15 protein-coding genes are annotated in these 13,812 nt (G+C 69.1%); 3 read left to right on the forward strand and 12 right to left on the reverse strand.

Annotated features, from left to right (window positions below; all coding sequences use genetic code 11):
- Positions 1-11: 11 nt before the first annotated feature.
- Together gatA and gatC are read right to left on the reverse strand one after the other, a co-directional pair.
- Complete coding sequence (gene gatA / locus K6L26_RS20970; protein WP_221851444.1) at positions 12-1,493, reverse strand: Asp-tRNA(Asn)/Glu-tRNA(Gln) amidotransferase subunit GatA; 1,482 nt, start codon at positions 1,491-1,493, stop codon at positions 12-14.
- 5 nt (positions 1,494-1,498) lie between these two features.
- Complete coding sequence (gatC, locus tag K6L26_RS20975) at positions 1,499-1,798, reverse strand: Asp-tRNA(Asn)/Glu-tRNA(Gln) amidotransferase subunit GatC (RefSeq protein WP_019343142.1); 300 nt, start codon at positions 1,796-1,798, stop codon at positions 1,499-1,501.
- A 95-nt stretch (positions 1,799-1,893) separates the two neighbouring features.
- On the opposite strand from gatC, the gene K6L26_RS20980 reads away from it, so the two are divergent.
- Entirely contained in the window at positions 1,894-2,562 is a 669-nt protein-coding gene (locus K6L26_RS20980) for an ACT domain-containing protein (protein ID WP_043367635.1), read from the forward strand.
- Between the two features lie 9 nt (positions 2,563-2,571).
- Here the strand turns inward: K6L26_RS20980 and ligA are convergent, their stop codons facing one another.
- Positions 2,572-4,689: an NAD-dependent DNA ligase LigA gene (gene ligA / locus K6L26_RS20985; RefSeq protein ID WP_019343144.1), complete on the reverse strand. Its 2,118-nt coding sequence runs from the start codon at positions 4,687-4,689 to the stop codon at positions 2,572-2,574.
- Between the two features lie 47 nt (positions 4,690-4,736).
- Here ligA and K6L26_RS20990 point away from each other — a divergent pair, with 47 nt between their 5' ends.
- The gene (locus K6L26_RS20990) at positions 4,737-5,138 is read left to right on the forward strand and encodes an MmcQ/YjbR family DNA-binding protein (protein ID WP_019343145.1); all 402 of its coding nucleotides are present in this window, start codon (positions 4,737-4,739) and stop codon (positions 5,136-5,138) included.
- Between the two features lie 13 nt (positions 5,139-5,151).
- Complete coding sequence (locus tag K6L26_RS20995; protein ID WP_221851446.1) at positions 5,152-6,738, forward strand: 4-coumarate--CoA ligase family protein; 1,587 nt, start codon at positions 5,152-5,154, stop codon at positions 6,736-6,738.
- On the opposite strand, the gene K6L26_RS21000 is transcribed toward K6L26_RS20995, so the two are convergent.
- The 9 genes from K6L26_RS21000 to K6L26_RS21040 form a co-directional block, all read right to left on the reverse strand.
- A complete protein-coding gene (locus K6L26_RS21000; RefSeq protein ID WP_019346525.1) occupies positions 6,723-7,046 on the reverse strand; it encodes an ArsR/SmtB family transcription factor in 324 nt (107 codons plus the stop codon). The two genes, K6L26_RS20995 and K6L26_RS21000, sit on opposite strands and share 16 nt — an antisense overlap.
- Positions 7,043-7,537 (reverse strand): SRPBCC family protein, encoded by a 495-nt coding sequence (locus K6L26_RS21005; protein ID WP_019346524.1) that lies wholly within the window; start codon positions 7,535-7,537, stop codon positions 7,043-7,045. The genes K6L26_RS21000 and K6L26_RS21005 overlap by 4 nt, the downstream gene beginning before the upstream one ends.
- Before the next feature lie 69 nt (positions 7,538-7,606).
- Positions 7,607-8,617: a uroporphyrinogen decarboxylase/cobalamine-independent methonine synthase family protein gene (locus tag K6L26_RS21010; protein WP_221851448.1), complete on the reverse strand. Its 1,011-nt coding sequence runs from the start codon at positions 8,615-8,617 to the stop codon at positions 7,607-7,609.
- A 10-nt stretch (positions 8,618-8,627) separates the two neighbouring features.
- Entirely contained in the window at positions 8,628-9,698 is a 1,071-nt protein-coding gene (gene mnmA / locus K6L26_RS21015; RefSeq protein ID WP_076212622.1) for a tRNA 2-thiouridine(34) synthase MnmA, read from the reverse strand.
- The gene (locus K6L26_RS21020) at positions 9,695-10,921 is read right to left on the reverse strand and encodes a cysteine desulfurase family protein (RefSeq protein ID WP_076212625.1); all 1,227 of its coding nucleotides are present in this window, start codon (positions 10,919-10,921) and stop codon (positions 9,695-9,697) included. The genes mnmA and K6L26_RS21020 overlap by 4 nt, the downstream gene beginning before the upstream one ends.
- Positions 10,922-10,968: 47 nt before the next feature.
- On the reverse strand, positions 10,969-11,811 hold the full coding sequence (locus tag K6L26_RS21025) for a lysophospholipid acyltransferase family protein (protein WP_076212628.1): 843 nt from the start codon (positions 11,809-11,811) through the stop codon (positions 10,969-10,971).
- Complete coding sequence (locus tag K6L26_RS21030; protein ID WP_221851449.1) at positions 11,808-12,656, reverse strand: GNAT family N-acetyltransferase; 849 nt, start codon at positions 12,654-12,656, stop codon at positions 11,808-11,810. Before K6L26_RS21030 ends, K6L26_RS21025 begins: the two co-directional genes overlap by 4 nt.
- An 86-nt stretch (positions 12,657-12,742) precedes the next feature.
- Entirely contained in the window at positions 12,743-13,402 is a 660-nt protein-coding gene (locus K6L26_RS21035; protein ID WP_036388316.1) for a nitroreductase, read from the reverse strand.
- The gene (locus K6L26_RS21040; RefSeq protein WP_019347400.1) at positions 13,402-13,812 is read right to left on the reverse strand and encodes a cupin domain-containing protein; all 411 of its coding nucleotides are present in this window, start codon (positions 13,810-13,812) and stop codon (positions 13,402-13,404) included. Before K6L26_RS21040 ends, K6L26_RS21035 begins: the two co-directional genes overlap by 1 nt.

Here is a 13,812-nt window from a genome sequence, read left to right on the forward strand (position 1 = left end):
GCATAAATCGGTTACAGCGCGCTGGGCAACGGGCCGCGGGCAGCCTCGTAGGCTGCGCCGACGCGGTAGAGCCGGTCGTCGGCCAGGGCCGGCGCCATGATCTGCAGGCCGACGGGCAGGCCGTCGTCGGGTGACAGGCCCGACGGCACCGACATGCCACAGTGCCCGGCCAGGTTCAGGGGCAGCGTGCACAAGTCGAACAGGTACATGGCCAGCGGGTCGTCGACCTTCTCCCCCAGGGCGAAGGCCGTGGTGGGGGTCGTCGGCGTCACGAGCACATCCACGCTCTGGTAGGCCTGCTCCAGATCGCGGGCGATCAGCGTCCGCACCTTCTGGGCCTGGTTGTAGTAGGCGTCGTAGTAACCCGCCGACAGTGCGTAGGTGCCGATCATGATGCGGCGCTTGACTTCCGGACCGAACCCGGCGGCCCGGGTCAGCGCCATGACCTCTTCGGCGCTGTGCGTGCCGTCATCGCCGACGCGCAGCCCGAACCGCATCGCGTCGAAGCGGGCCAGGTTGCTGGATACCTCCGACGGCAGGATCAGGTAGTAGGCGTCCATCGCGTGATCGAAGTGCGGGCAGTCGACCTCGCTGACTTCGGCGCCCAGCGCCCTCAGCTGGGCGACGGCGGCATTGAAGGACTGCAGCACGCCGGGCTGGTATCCCTCGCCACGCAGCTGCTTGACCACGCCGACCCGCACGCCCTTGAGATCGCCCGCCGCGCCGGCCTTGGCCGCACCGACCACGTCGGGCACCGGGGCGTCCACCGAGGTGGAGTCACGCGGGTCATGACCGGCGATCACCTGGTGCAGCAGCGCGGTGTCGAGCACGGTACGAGCACACGGACCGCCCTGGTCCAGCGAGGATGCACAAGCGATCAAGCCATAGCGCGACACGGTGCCGTACGTGGGCTTGACACCGACGGTGGCGGTGAGCGCGGCCGGCTGACGGATCGACCCGCCGGTGTCGGTGCCGATGGCGAGCGGGGCCTGGTACGCCGCGAGAGCGGCCGCACTGCCGCCGCCCGACCCGCCCGGCACCCGCTCGGTGTTCCACGGGTTCCGCGTCGGGCCGTAGGCCGAGTTCTCGGTCGACGAACCCATGGCGAACTCGTCCATGTTCGTCTTGCCCAGGATCGGGATACCCGCGGCGCGCAGCTTGGCGGTGACGGTCGCGTCGTACGGCGCACGCCAGCCCTCGAGGATCTTGGACCCGGCGGTGGTCGGCATGTCGGTGGCGGTGAACACGTCCTTGAGCGCCAGCGGTACCCCGGCCAGCGGCGAGGGCAGCGTCTCACCCGCCGCCACGGCCGCGTCGATCCGCGCCGCCTCGGCCAGTGCCGAATCGGCTGCCACGTGCAGGAAAGCGTTGAATCGCTCGTCGGTCGCGGCGATCTGGTCCAGGTGGGCCTGAGTCACCTCGGTCGAGGAGACCTCCTTGGCCGCGATCTGGGCGCCCAGGGTCGCCGCGTCGCGGCGGGTCAGCTCACTCATGCTCGTCATTCACCCTCTCCGAGAATCCGCGGCACGGCGAAGCGCCCGTCTTCGGCACGCGGCGCGGCGGCCAGCGCCTCCTCCTGCGTCAGGCACGGCTGGACCACGTCGGGCCGGCTGACGTTGACGTCCTTCAGCGGGTTGTCTGTGGGCTCCACGCCGGTGACGTCGACGGACTGAATCTGGCTGACGTGGCCGAGGATGGCATCCAGCTGGCCGGCGTAACTGTCCAGTTCGTCATCGGTCAGCGCCAGGCGCGCCAGACGCGCCAGATGGGCTACCTCGTCTCGGGAGATCTTCGACACGACAAAGCAGCCTAGTCAAAGCACCAAACCGGGCTCGCCCCGGCGGTACTCCGGGCCGGCTACCGGCATGCCGCGGCACCCCCGGCTGTGCAAAGGTGTTGCGCGTGCCTTCGTATCTGCTGCGGGTCCAGCTTGAGGACCGACCAGGCAGCCTCGGCTCCCTTGCCGTGGCGCTCGGCTCGGTCGGCGCCGACATCCTTTCCCTCGACGTCGTCGAGCGCGGAACCGGCTACGCGATCGACGACCTGGTCGTCGAACTGCCGCAGGGCTCCATGCCCGACACGTTGATCACCGCTGCCGAGAACCTGTCCGGCGTCTATGTCGACAGCATCCGCCCGCATACCGGATTACTCGAAGCCCACCGCGAGCTTGAGCTGATCGACCACGTCGCGGCCGCACACTCCAAGGCGGACCGGTTGCGGGTGCTCGCCGAGGAGGCACCCCGGGTCCTGCGCGTCAGCTGGTGCGTCGTGGTCCATTCCGCCGGGACGGGTGTGGAACGCATCGCCGCGAGCCACGGCGCGCCCGAGACCCAGGCCGAGTCGGCGCCGTGGTTGCCGCTGGCGCAGGCCGTCGCGCTCGACGGCAGCGGAGACTGGGTGCCGCAGGTGTGGCGGGACATGGACACCACCCTGGCCGCCGCGCCGTTGGGCGACCATGACACCGCGGTCGTGCTGGGCCGCCCGGGCGGGCCGGGCTTCCGGCCGTCGGAGGTGGCGCGGCTGGGTTACCTGGCCGGCATCGTCGCGACGATCCTGCGCTGAACCGCCGAGCTACCCCTCGTCGGACGTCGGTTGCGGGCCTTCGGCCAACAACGTCCGGAAGCCGTCCTCGTCGAGGATCGGGATCCCCAGTTCGACGGCCTTGTCGTACTTCGAGCCGGGCGCATCCCCGGCCACCACGTACGCGGTCTTCTTCGACACCGAACTGGCGGCCTTGCCGCCGCGGCTGATGATGGCCTCCTTGGCCTGATCGCGGGAGAATCCGGGCAACGAGCCGGTTACCACGATCGACAGGCCTTCCAGGGTGCGCTCGATGCTGGCGTCACGCTCGTCGGCCATCCGGACACCGGCGGCGCGCCACTTGTCGACGATCGCGCGGTGCCAGTCGACGGTGAACCAGTCCACGACCGCGGCTGCGATCGTGGGGCCTACCCCTTCCACCGCGGCCAGCTGCTCTTCTCCGGCGGCGACGATGGCATCCAGACTGGCGAACTCGGTGGCCAGGGCCCGCGCCGCGGTGGGACCGACGTGGCGGATCGACAGGGCGACCAGCACCCGCCACAGCGGCTGGGCCTTGGCCTTGTCCAAATTGGCCAGCAAGCGCTTGCCGTTGGCCGACAATTCGCCGGCCTTGGTGGTGAACAGGTCGGTGCGGAGCAACTGATCAGCGGTCAGCGTGAACAGGTCGCCCTCGTCGGCGATCACCCCGGCCTGCAGCAGAGCGGTGGCCGCTTCGTAGCCGAGCCCCTCGATGTCGAATGCGCCACGGCCCGCGACGTGAAACACCCTCTCCCGCAACTGCGCTGGGCAACTGCGGGTGTTCGGGCAGCGGATGTCGGCGTCGCCTTCCTTGGCGGGGGCCAGCACGGTGCCGCATTCGGGGCAGTTGGTCGGCATGACGAAGGCACGCTCGGATCCGTCGCGCAGGTCGACCACTGGGCCGAGCACCTCGGGAATGACGTCGCCGGCCTTGCGGATCACCACGGTGTCGCCGATCAGCACCCCTTTGCGCTGAACCTCTGTCGCGTTGTGCAGCGTGGCCAGTCCGACGGTCGATCCGGCCACCTTGACCGGCTCCATGTAGGCGAACGGCGTGACCCGGCCGGTGCGGCCCACGCTCACCCGGATGTCGAGCAGCTTGGTGGTGGCCTCTTCCGGCGGATATTTGTAGGCGACGGCCCACCGGGGCGCGCGCGAGGTCGAACCGAGCCGACGCTGTAGCGCGACTTCGTCCACCTTGACCACCAGGCCGTCGATCTCGTGGTCGACGTCGTGGCGGTGTTCGCCCCAATAGGCGATCCGCTCGGCAACGGCGGCCACCCCGGAAACCTTTGCGGTATGGGTGGATACCGGCAGGCCCCACTGACCGAGGGCCCGGTAGGCGTCGTGCAGAGAGGTGAACGGAAAACCCCCGGCACTTTCGATATGCCCCAGCCCGTGGCAGATCATCCGAAGTTTGCGCCGCGCGGTGACCGCCGGGTTCTTCTGCCGCAGCGAGCCCGCCGCGCTGTTGCGAGGATTGGCGAACGGCGGCTTGCCCTCGGCGACCAGACCAGCGTTGAGCTCCTCGAAATCGGCGACCCGGAAGAACACCTCGCCGCGCACTTCCAACACGTCGGGCACCGGAAACTCGTCGGAATGCGCGAGTTGTTCCGGGATGTCGTCGATGGTGCGGGCGTTGAGCGTGACGTCTTCGCCGGCACGCCCGTCACCACGCGTGGCGGCCCGGACCAGCCGGCCCTGCCGGTAGACCAGCGCCAGTGCCACTCCGTCGATCTTCAGTTCGCACAGATAGTGCGCCGCGTCGCCGATCTCGCCCTTGATCCGCGCCGCCCAGGCCGACAGCTCGTCCGTGTCGAACACGTTGTCCAGAGACAGCATCCGTTCCAGATGCTCTGCCGGGGCGAACTCGGTGGCGAACCCGGCACCGCCGACCAGTTGCGTCGGAGAATCCGGGGTCCGCAACTCGGGGTACTCGGCCTCGAGGGCCTGTAACTGCCGCAGGAGCAGGTCGAACTCGGCGTCGGAGATGACCGGCGCGTCTTTGACGTAGTAGCGGAACTGGTGTCCGCGGACCTCATCGGCGAGTTCCTGCCACCGTCGCCGCTCGTCGGCATCGGGCTGTTCGGGCAGCACGGCGTCGGCAGCTTCGGTCGGCTCATCGCTCACCCTGGCAGGCTATCGGAGCCCTCTGACGCCCCCACTAACCTTGGGGCATGCCGCACCCGATCATGTTCAGTGACGACGACTTGGGCCTGACGGAACTGCGCACCATCGCCCTGGGGTTTCCCGAGGCCTTCGAAAAGGTCTCCTGGGGCAGGCCCGTCTTCTGCGCGCCGAAGATGTTCGCGATGTACGGCGGCAACGTCAAACCCGAAGGTCGCGGAGAGATGACGCCGTATCCACATTCGCTATTGATCAAGGTCGACGAGAGCGACCGCCGGGCGCTCGAACAGGACAGCCGTTTCTTCTTCCCGGCCTATATGGGGCCGTTCGGCTGGCTGGGTCTGGACTTCACCGCCGCGAAAGTAGATTGGGTCGAAGTGCGCGAACTCGTCGACGCCTCGTTCCGCCTGGTCGCCTCGCGCCGGCTCATCAAACAACTCGACGAGAACTGATCGGAGCCAGCCCATGAGTATCGCCAGTCCCTTCCCCGACGTCGAGCTGCCCACCGTCAGCGTCTACGACTATCTTTTCGCCGACATGTCCCCCGCCGACGCCGGCCGCATCGCCTTGGTCGACGCGAAGTCCGGCGCCGAGACCAGCTACGGCGAGCTGGTGCGCCGGATCGACGCGTTCGCCGGTGGACTGGCGGTCCGCGGGATCGGTGTGGGTGACGTGGTCGCCCTGCTGTCCCCCAACAGTTCGGCTTTTGCGATCGCCTTCCACGGCATCCTGCGGGCCGGCGCGACCGCCACCACCGTCAACGCGTTGTTCACCGCACGGGACATCACCAAGCAGCTCAAGGATTCGAAGGCCCGCCTGCTGGTCACGGTGAGCGCGCTGTTGCCCCAGGCCCTTGAGGGAGCGCTGGCGGCCGGCCTCACGGAGGACCAGGTGGTGGTGCTCGACAGCGCCGGCCTCGGTGCCGAGGGCCCGGCACCGGAGGTGAGCTTCGATCCGGCCACGCATCTGGCCGCCCTGCCGTACAGCTCTGGCACCACGGCCAATCCCAAGGGCGTCATGCTCACCCACGCCAACCTGACGGCCAACGTGGCACAGATCCGCCCGCTGCAGGGCCTGACTTCCGATGACCGGCTGTTGGCCGTGCTGCCGTTCTTCCACATCTATGGCATGACCGTGTTGCTCAACGCCGCGCTGCATGCCCGCGCCCGGCTGGTCATCATGCCGTCGTTCGACCTCGGTGAATTCCTGGACAACATCGCGACCCACCGGTGCACCTTCGTCTACATCGCCCCGCCGGTGGCGGTCGCTCTGGCCAAGCACCCGCTGGTCGATTCCTACGACCTGTCCTCGCTGCGGGCCGTCCTCTCCGGCGCCGCCTCGCTCGATGCCGATCTCGGGCGGGCCGTGGCGGACCGGTTGAGCTGCACGGTCTCTCAGGGCTACGGCATGAGCGAGTTGAGCCCGGTCAGCCACATCACCCCGCACGACGGCGGGCTGGCCACAGTCGGCACGGTGGCGCCGTTGGACTCGTGCGGCTGGACCGTCCCCAACGGTGTCAGCAAGCTGGTCGATCCCGACAGCGGAAATGAAATCGACATTCCGGCAGAGGGTTTGAGCGCAACCGGCGAGCTGTGGTTCAAGGGGCCCAACGTGATGGCCGGCTATCTCAACAACGAGGCGGCCACGAAGGAGACCATCGATGCCGACGGCTTCCTGCACACCGGAGACCTGGCCCAGGTTGATGCCAACGGCTGCGTGTACGTGGTCGATCGGTTGAAGGAGCTCATCAAATACAAGGGCTACCAGGTGCCGCCGGCCGAGTTGGAGGCCGTGCTGCTGGGCCACCCCGGCATTGCCGACGCCGCGGTGATCGGGGTGCAGGACAGCGAATCCGGCGAGGAAGTGCCGAAAGCCTTCGTGGTCAGACAATCTTCATCGGAACTCAGCGCCGAGGAAGTGATGACATTCGTGGCCGGCCTGGTGGCGCCGTACAAGAAGGTGCGCCAGGTCGAGTTCATCGACGCGATTCCCAAGTCGTCCGCGGGCAAGATCCTGCGCCGCGAGCTGCGCGGCGCTCAGTCCTCGACGTAGGCCCGCAAGCGGTCGATGGCGCGGTCCCAGCGATGCGACAGCGCGGTCAGGTAGTCACTGGCTTCGGCCAGCGGTTGCGGCTGGATGCGCCAGATGCGCTCGCGCCCCTGGCGTTGGCTGCTCACCAGGCCCACCGCCTCCATCAGCAGCAGGTGTTTGGTGACCGCCTGGCGCGATACCGAGATCACCTGCGTCAGTTGGGTTGTCGAGCACGGTCCGTCATCGCAGAGCCGGGTGACGATGCGCAGCCGGTTGGGATCGCCCAACGCGTCGAACAGCGGGGCGCGCTTGTCGACGGCGGTGGTCACACCGCTGCTCCGCGGGCCAGGTACTCGCGCACCAACTCGGTCTGGTGGGCCCAGCCCTCGCTGTTGGCCTCGAACGCCGACTTGCGACGAGCAGCCGGGATGGCATCGAACCCCGATTCGACGATGCGTAGCAGTACCCCGCCGTCAGCCTCGGCCAAGGTGAACTCGACGAGGGTGGTGGGCGCTTCCGGCTCACGGGAACCAGGTTCGACGGCGTAGGGGTGCCAGCGGAACGCCAACCGATGGGGCGGCTCTACCGCCACGATGTGCCAGGCGTCGGCCTCACCGGCGTACGGCTCCTGCATCGCGGCGACTTCGTCGTCCACCTCGGTGGGCGTCATCACTCCGTTGACCGATTCCCCGGCGACGAACGGCCCGTCGAAGCGGACACCGAACCAGCGGCCGAACTCCTCGGAATTGCTGATGGCCCGCCACACCCGGTCCAGGGGCGCCTTGAGCAGAACTTCTTTTTCGATCCGGTCGGTACTCATATGCAACCTTTCAGTTGCTTCTCACCCTACGAGCATCGGACACCAAGCGCAACCTTTTGGTTGCCTTATTCAGATGGCCTCGGGATCTTCCGCGAAGGCGTCAGCGGCCTTCTGCGCGAGCCCCACCGCGGTGCGCGCCCACTGGGCGGTGGCGCCGGCCAGCCCACACGAGGGTGTGACGCCGACGCGGTCACGCAGCACCACCCGGGCGAATCCGAGCCGGTCCGTCAACCCGACCACCGCTTTGGCCACCTCTTCCACCGAGGGCCTGCCCTCTGGCGCGACGGACGGCACCACACCGAGCAGCACGGTCCGCCCGGAGTCGACGAATTCTCCGACCCCGTCCAAATCCACCGGGGTCAGGGTCGAGACGTCCACCGATACCGCGTGAACAGCGCTGCGCAACAACGCCTGCCACGGAAGCTCGGGCGCACAGCTGTGCAGTGCCACATCCGAGCCGGCCGCCGCCACACACGCTTCGATCAGATTCATCGCCACCGCCTCGTCCACCGCATGCACCGGGGTGAAGCTGGTGACCCCCGAAAGCCGGCCGGCCAGTGCAGCCGGCAGGGACGGCTCGTCGAGCTGAACCACCACCTGGGTCTCCAACCGCCGGGCCACCTCGGCCCGGTGAATCGCCAGCCCCTCGGCAAGTGAGGCCGAAAGGTCCCGCAGCGCACCGTGATCGGTGATGGCGCGATGCCCGTTGGGCAGCTCCAGCTGCGCGGCCAGCGTGATCGGGCCCGGCGCCTGCACCTTGACCGCACGCCCACTGCCCCGCAGCCCGGCACGTTCCCACGCTTCTTCCAGCGCATCGATGTCCTCGCCGAGCAGGCTCACCGCCCGCCGCAGCGCAGCGCTACGACGACCGGCAATGCGGTAACCGCGCGGCACCGTGTCGATACCGATGTCGACCAGCAGGGCCCCGCCGCGGCCGATCAGGTCGGCGCCGATCCCGCGCGCAGGCAATTCCACCAGATGCGACAGGGTGTGCAGTTCGCCGACCACGACTTCGGCCGCGGTCCGCGCTTCGGTACCGGGCCAGGATCCGATACCGGTGGCCGTCGAGAAAACACTCATGCGAAAAGACTCATGCGCGTGCGATGGTCGCGCTGGCGATGACCTCGTCACCGTCGGCATCGGGACGGTAAAGCACCATGGTCTGGCCGGGTGCCACCCCGCGCAGCGGCGCCCGCAGGGAAACCGCCAGCCGGCCGTCGCGCAGCGCGGCCACCGCATCGGTGATCCCGCCGTGGGCGCGCACCTGGATCTGGCATTCCACCGGCCCCTGCAGCGGCGTCCCGCTGGTGAACACCGGCTTGTCGCCGAACAACTCCCAGATCTCGAGGTCCTCGACCGGTCCGACCCGGACCGTGCCCGTCTCGGCGTCGATCGCGGTGACGTAGCGGGGCCGGCCGTCGGCGCCCGGTCCCGCGATGCCCAGGCCCTTGCGCTGGCCGATGGTGAAGCCGTGCACGCCTTCGTGTTCGGCGAGCACGGTGCCCTCGTTGTCGATCACCGAACCGCGCCGCACCCCGATCCGGGCACCCAGGAAGGCCTGGGTGTCGCCCGAGGGAATGAAGCAGATGTCATGGCTGTCAGGCTTTTTCGCGACGGCCAGACCGCGCTCGGCGGCCTCGGCGCGAATCTGAGGCTTGGGGGTGTCACCGATCGGGAAGATCGCATGTGCCAGCTGTTCGGCGGTCAGCACCCCCAGCACGTAGGACTGGTCCTTGTCGGCGTCGACCGCGCGGCGCAACCGGCCATCGGACAGCCGGGCGTAGTGGCCGGTGGCCACGGCATCGAAACCGAGCGCCAGTGCGCGTGCGGCCAGCGCGGAGAACTTGATGCGCTCGTTGCACCGCACACACGGGTTCGGGGTCTCGCCGCGGGCGTACGACTCGACGAAGTCATCGATCACGTCGTCCTTGAATCGGTCGGCGAAATCCCATACGTAGAACGGGATGTCGAGAATGTCGGCCACGCGGCGGGCGTCGCCGGCGTCCTCCTTGGAGCAGCACCCCCTCGACCCGGTGCGCAGCGTTCCCGGCGCCGACGACAGCGCCATGTGCACCCCGACGACGTCGTGGCCGGCATCGACCATGCGCGCAGCAGCCACCGAGGAATCCACGCCGCCGCTCATCGCCACCAGAACCCTCATGACAACGTCCTCCCGGCGCTGGCCAGCGCCGCCTGCCGGGCACGGTCGACCGCGGCGGGCAGCACCTGCAGCACCGCGTCGATGTCGGCGTCGGTGCTGGTGTGGCCCAACGAGAATCGCAGGGACCCCCGCGCGGTGGCCGGGTCGGCGCCCATGGCGATCAGAACGTGCGACGGCTGCGCCACGCCGGCGGTGCACGCCGAGCCGGTGGAGCATTCGATGCCCTTGGCGTCGAGCAGCATCAGCAGCGAATCACCTTCGCAGCCACGGAAAGTGAAGTGGGTGTTGGCCGGAAGCCGGTCGGCTCCGCGCGGGCCGTTGAGGTACGAGTCCTCGATCATGGACAGCACGCCCTCGATCAGCCGGTCCCGCAATGACTGCAGTCTGCAGCTGTGCTCGGCCAGCCCGCCGATGGCCACCTCGGCGGCCGCGGCCATCGCCACGGCACCGGCCACGTCGGGTGTCCCGGAACGCACGTCGCGCTCCTGCCCGCCGCCGTGCAGCAGGGGCACGCATGCGGTGTCGCGGCGCAGCACCAGTGCGCCGACGCCCATCGGACCGCCGAACTTGTGCGCCGCGATGCTCATCGCCGCCAGCCCGGTCTCCGCGAAGTCGACCGGGACCTGGCCTACGGCCTGGATGGCGTCGCTGTGCATCGGGACATCGAACTCGGCGGCGATGGCGGCCAGTTGGGCGACCGGCATGATGGCGCCGACTTCGTTGTTGGCCCACATGATGCTGACCAGAGCCACATCGGCTGGGCCCTCCCCGGCTTCCAGGGCCGCGCGCAGCGACTCGGGGGCCACGACGCCGTCGGTGTCGACCGGCAGCCAGGTGACCTCCGCATCCTCGTGGTCCACCAGCCACTGCACCGCGTCCAGAACGGCGTGGTGCTCGACTGCGGTGGTGATGATCCGGCGTCGCGCCGGCTCGGCGTCGCGGCGGGCCCAGTAGATGCCCTTGACGGCGAGGTTGTCGCTCTCGGTTCCCCCGGCGGTGAAGATCACCTCCGACGGGCGGCAGCCCAGCAGCCGGGCCAGCGTCTCGCGGGCCTCCTCCATGCGCCGGCGCGCCTGGCGACCGGAACCATGCAGGGAGGACGCGTTGCCGACGGTGGCCAGCGCAGCGGTCATCGCCTCGATGGCAGCGGCGTGCATCGGGGTGGTGGCGGCGTGATCGAGATAGACCGGCCCGCCTGAGGAGGAGGTCAGGATGGAGGCCATAACCCTCCTAGGATAGCCGCTGGCGGACTACCCGCCTTCCTGCCGCCTCAGGCCGCCAGGGCGTGCGCGGGAGCGCCAGGGAGCTCCTGGTGGCCGCGCACCACCGCCTCGCAGCGTCCGGCCAGTGCCCGCCGGTCGTCTCCGGGCAGCTGAAGCGACCCCACGTGGACGTGGCACACGGTGCGGCGTGCCGTGATGACGCGCCGCACCGACCGCAGCAGGGTGTCCTCCCCCACGAAGGCCGGAATCGTCGAGGGGCGGCCGTCGCGGTGGCGGTAGACCAGCCGCAGGGGCTGCACCGGCCGGGCCGCGTCGATCGCGGCCTGGAACATCGCCGGCCGGAACGGCCCGTAGGCCAGACCGCACCAGGTGGTGCCCTCCGGGAAGGCCACCACGGTGTGCCCGGCGCGCAGGCGTTCGGCGACGGTGTGCACCACCGCGGGCAGCCGGCGCAGGCTGCCCCGGTCGATCGGGATCACCTTCATCACGCGGGCCAGCCGGCCCACCGCCGGCCATTCGACCAGATCGGCACGCGCCACGAACGAGCCGGGCAGGACCGCACCGATGGTGAAGATGTCCAGCCATGACACGTGGCCGCTGACCACCAGCACGCCCTTCAGGTTTCGAATAGGCCCGCCCGACAAGCTGATTCGGACTCCGAAGCAGCGCAACATCAACCGGCAGTAGAAGCGCTGCACATGTGAGCGGCCCGGCATGGGCACCGCCAGCAGCGGCACCCCGGGCGCCAGCAGTACGGCCATGGTGACCCGCACCGTGGTGCGGATCCAGACCACGAGCCGACGGCCGGCGTCGGCGCCGCCGGCATGTACGCAGCTGCCGTCGCACGAGGCCTTGGGCAGCCAGGAGTGCTCACAGGGCGCGGCGGTCATGACGCGCCCCCGCCCATGCCGTCGGCCATGTCGGTCGCGGCCGAGACCGAGCGCAAGCGCTTGAGGTAGCGCACGTCGGCCCGCCGCTTGTCCAGCAGAGCCGGGAAGTCACCGACCCCGAAGTCGGGGTCATGGGCCGGTTCCCCGCACACCTGCGCGCCCAGGCGCAGGTAGCCGCGCATCAGCGGCGGCACCGTGGTCCGAGACGGGGGTTCGATGTCGTCGAGCCCCTTGCCGTCGAGGACCACCGGGCGGTACGGGTACACCGTGTGTTCGGCGGGCGCCGCGTGGCGACGTCGCACGAAGTCGCGGACTCCGCGGATCTGTGTTCCCGGCGGGCCGTCGGCGTTTCCGGCGACGGGCACCGAAACACAGCCCGTCACGTAGTCGTAGCCGGAACGGTCGAGATAGGCGAGGATGCCTGCCCACATGAGCAGGACGACGGCGCCGTTGCGATGGTCGGCCCGCACCACCGCGCGGCCCATCTCGACCAGCGACGGCCGCAGTGCGTCGAGACCGCACACGTCGAACTCGGTGGCGGTGTAGAGCCCGCCCGCGGCGATGGCGCCGGGCGGTGGCAGCATCCGGTAGCAGCCCACCAATTCACCGGTGCGGTCCTCGCGTACCAGCAGGTGGTCGCAGTGCTCGTCGAATCGGTCGGCGTCACGTCCGTCTGTAGCACCGGCCAGTGCGAATCCGGGTTCGGAGGTGAACACGTCGTGCCGGAGCCGCTGGGCGGCTTCGATGAGCTCGGGATCGGCAGACAACAGGAGGGTGTAGCGGGGCGCATCGGGCGCCGCGCTGTCGGTGTGATCAGCGGCGATGAGTACAGATGCAGTGCTCATAACCAGCACGGTCGCCCAGTCGGGTCTCCGTACGGCATCGCCCGTGTGACATGTCTGTGAGCGCCAGGTGACTTTTTGGGCCGGTGTCAGCCGTCGAGGAACACCACGTTCTCGCTGATCGGGTTACGCGGTGTGTCCAGGTGATTCGCCGGGAACTCGGGGTCGGCGTAGCCGATCGACAGGCCGCACAGGACGGTCAGGTCGTCGGGGATGTCGAGTTGTGCCCGCAGCACATCTGGATAGAACGAGATCGACACCTGCACGCAACTGCCGATACCCCGTTCGTTCAACGCCAGCAGCAGGGTCTGCAGGAACATTCCGACGCCCAGCGCGTCGACGTTCGTGAAATCCCGGTGCATGCACACCACCCCGGCCACCGGTGCGTGGAAGAACTCCCAGTTCCGAAGCTGGGCGGCCCAGCGGCCCTCGGCATCGTCGCGGGCGATGCCCATGGCCCCGTAGACCAGGGCACCGCTCTCCCTGCGCAGATGCGCGAAGCGGGGCGGCAGCCCCGCCGAGCCGATGGCCGGCGGGGCTGCCTTCACCGCGGCGAGCAGCGCGTCCACCAGTCGGACGCGCCGCTGCCCGGTGGCGAAGAAGACGTGCCAGGGCTGCGTGTTGGAGTTCGACGGCGCCCGCACTGCCAAGGCCAGCGCCTCGTCGAGCAGTTCTCGCGGGACAGCCTTGTCCGGCAAGAACATCCGCGATGACCTCCGCGACCGGACGACGTCGCCGAACTCGGCCATCAGCGCACTCGCCGGTCCTTGCGGGCCTCCAGTTCGTCATCCTCGACGATGACGAGCATCGGTTGGCCGGGCACGCACAGCATGTTGACGAGGAACCGCAGTGGGACGTCGTCGCGGTTGTTGGCATCCGAGTAGTGGATGACGTCACCGCCGGGCTCCCAGAACGCTTCTCCCGCCTTGACGACGCGGGGCGCCTCGCCCTCCAACTCGAACAGCATCTCGCCTTCCAGCACGTAACCGAAGGCGGGTCCGGCGGGATGCCGGTGTGGCGGCGCTCCCGGTGATCCGGCGGGCCACTCGATGATCGTCGTCATCACCTCGGCGTTCGGCGGGATGAACGGCGGTGTGACACTGGCGATCACAGTCATCGCGTTGTGCAGCGCCTGCTCGCGCTCAGCTGAGACGGGCAT

This window comes from Mycobacterium farcinogenes (assembly GCF_019739075.1).
In the GTDB taxonomy this organism is placed as follows: Bacteria; Actinomycetota; Actinomycetes; order Mycobacteriales; family Mycobacteriaceae; genus Mycobacterium; species Mycobacterium senegalense.

Excerpts from the sequence above, each read along its gene's own strand:
- gatA (WP_221851444.1), bottom strand. The coding sequence starts at position 1,493 with ATGAGTGAGCTGACCCGCCGCGACGCGGCGACCCTGGGCGCCCAGATC.
- K6L26_RS20990 (WP_019343145.1), top strand. The coding sequence starts at position 4,737 with ATGCCGCACCCGATCATGTTCAGTGACGACGACTTGGGCCTGACGGAA.
- K6L26_RS20995 (WP_221851446.1), top strand. The coding sequence starts at position 5,152 with ATGAGTATCGCCAGTCCCTTCCCCGACGTCGAGCTGCCCACCGTCAGC.
- K6L26_RS21005 (WP_019346524.1), bottom strand. The coding sequence starts at position 7,537 with ATGAGTACCGACCGGATCGAAAAAGAAGTTCTGCTCAAGGCGCCCCTG.
- K6L26_RS21010 (WP_221851448.1), bottom strand. The coding sequence starts at position 8,617 with ATGAGTGTTTTCTCGACGGCCACCGGTATCGGATCCTGGCCCGGTACC.
- mnmA (WP_076212622.1), bottom strand. The coding sequence starts at position 9,698 with ATGAGGGTTCTGGTGGCGATGAGCGGCGGCGTGGATTCCTCGGTGGCT.
- K6L26_RS21020 (WP_076212625.1), bottom strand. The coding sequence starts at position 10,921 with ATGGCCTCCATCCTGACCTCCTCCTCAGGCGGGCCGGTCTATCTCGAT.
- K6L26_RS21025 (WP_076212628.1), bottom strand. The coding sequence starts at position 11,811 with ATGACCGCCGCGCCCTGTGAGCACTCCTGGCTGCCCAAGGCCTCGTGC.
- K6L26_RS21030 (WP_221851449.1), bottom strand. The coding sequence starts at position 12,656 with ATGAGCACTGCATCTGTACTCATCGCCGCTGATCACACCGACAGCGCG.
- K6L26_RS21035 (WP_036388316.1), bottom strand. The coding sequence starts at position 13,402 with ATGGCCGAGTTCGGCGACGTCGTCCGGTCGCGGAGGTCATCGCGGATG.
- K6L26_RS21040 (WP_019347400.1), bottom strand. The coding sequence starts at position 13,812 with ATGCCCGTCTCAGCTGAGCGCGAGCAGGCGCTGCACAACGCGATGACT.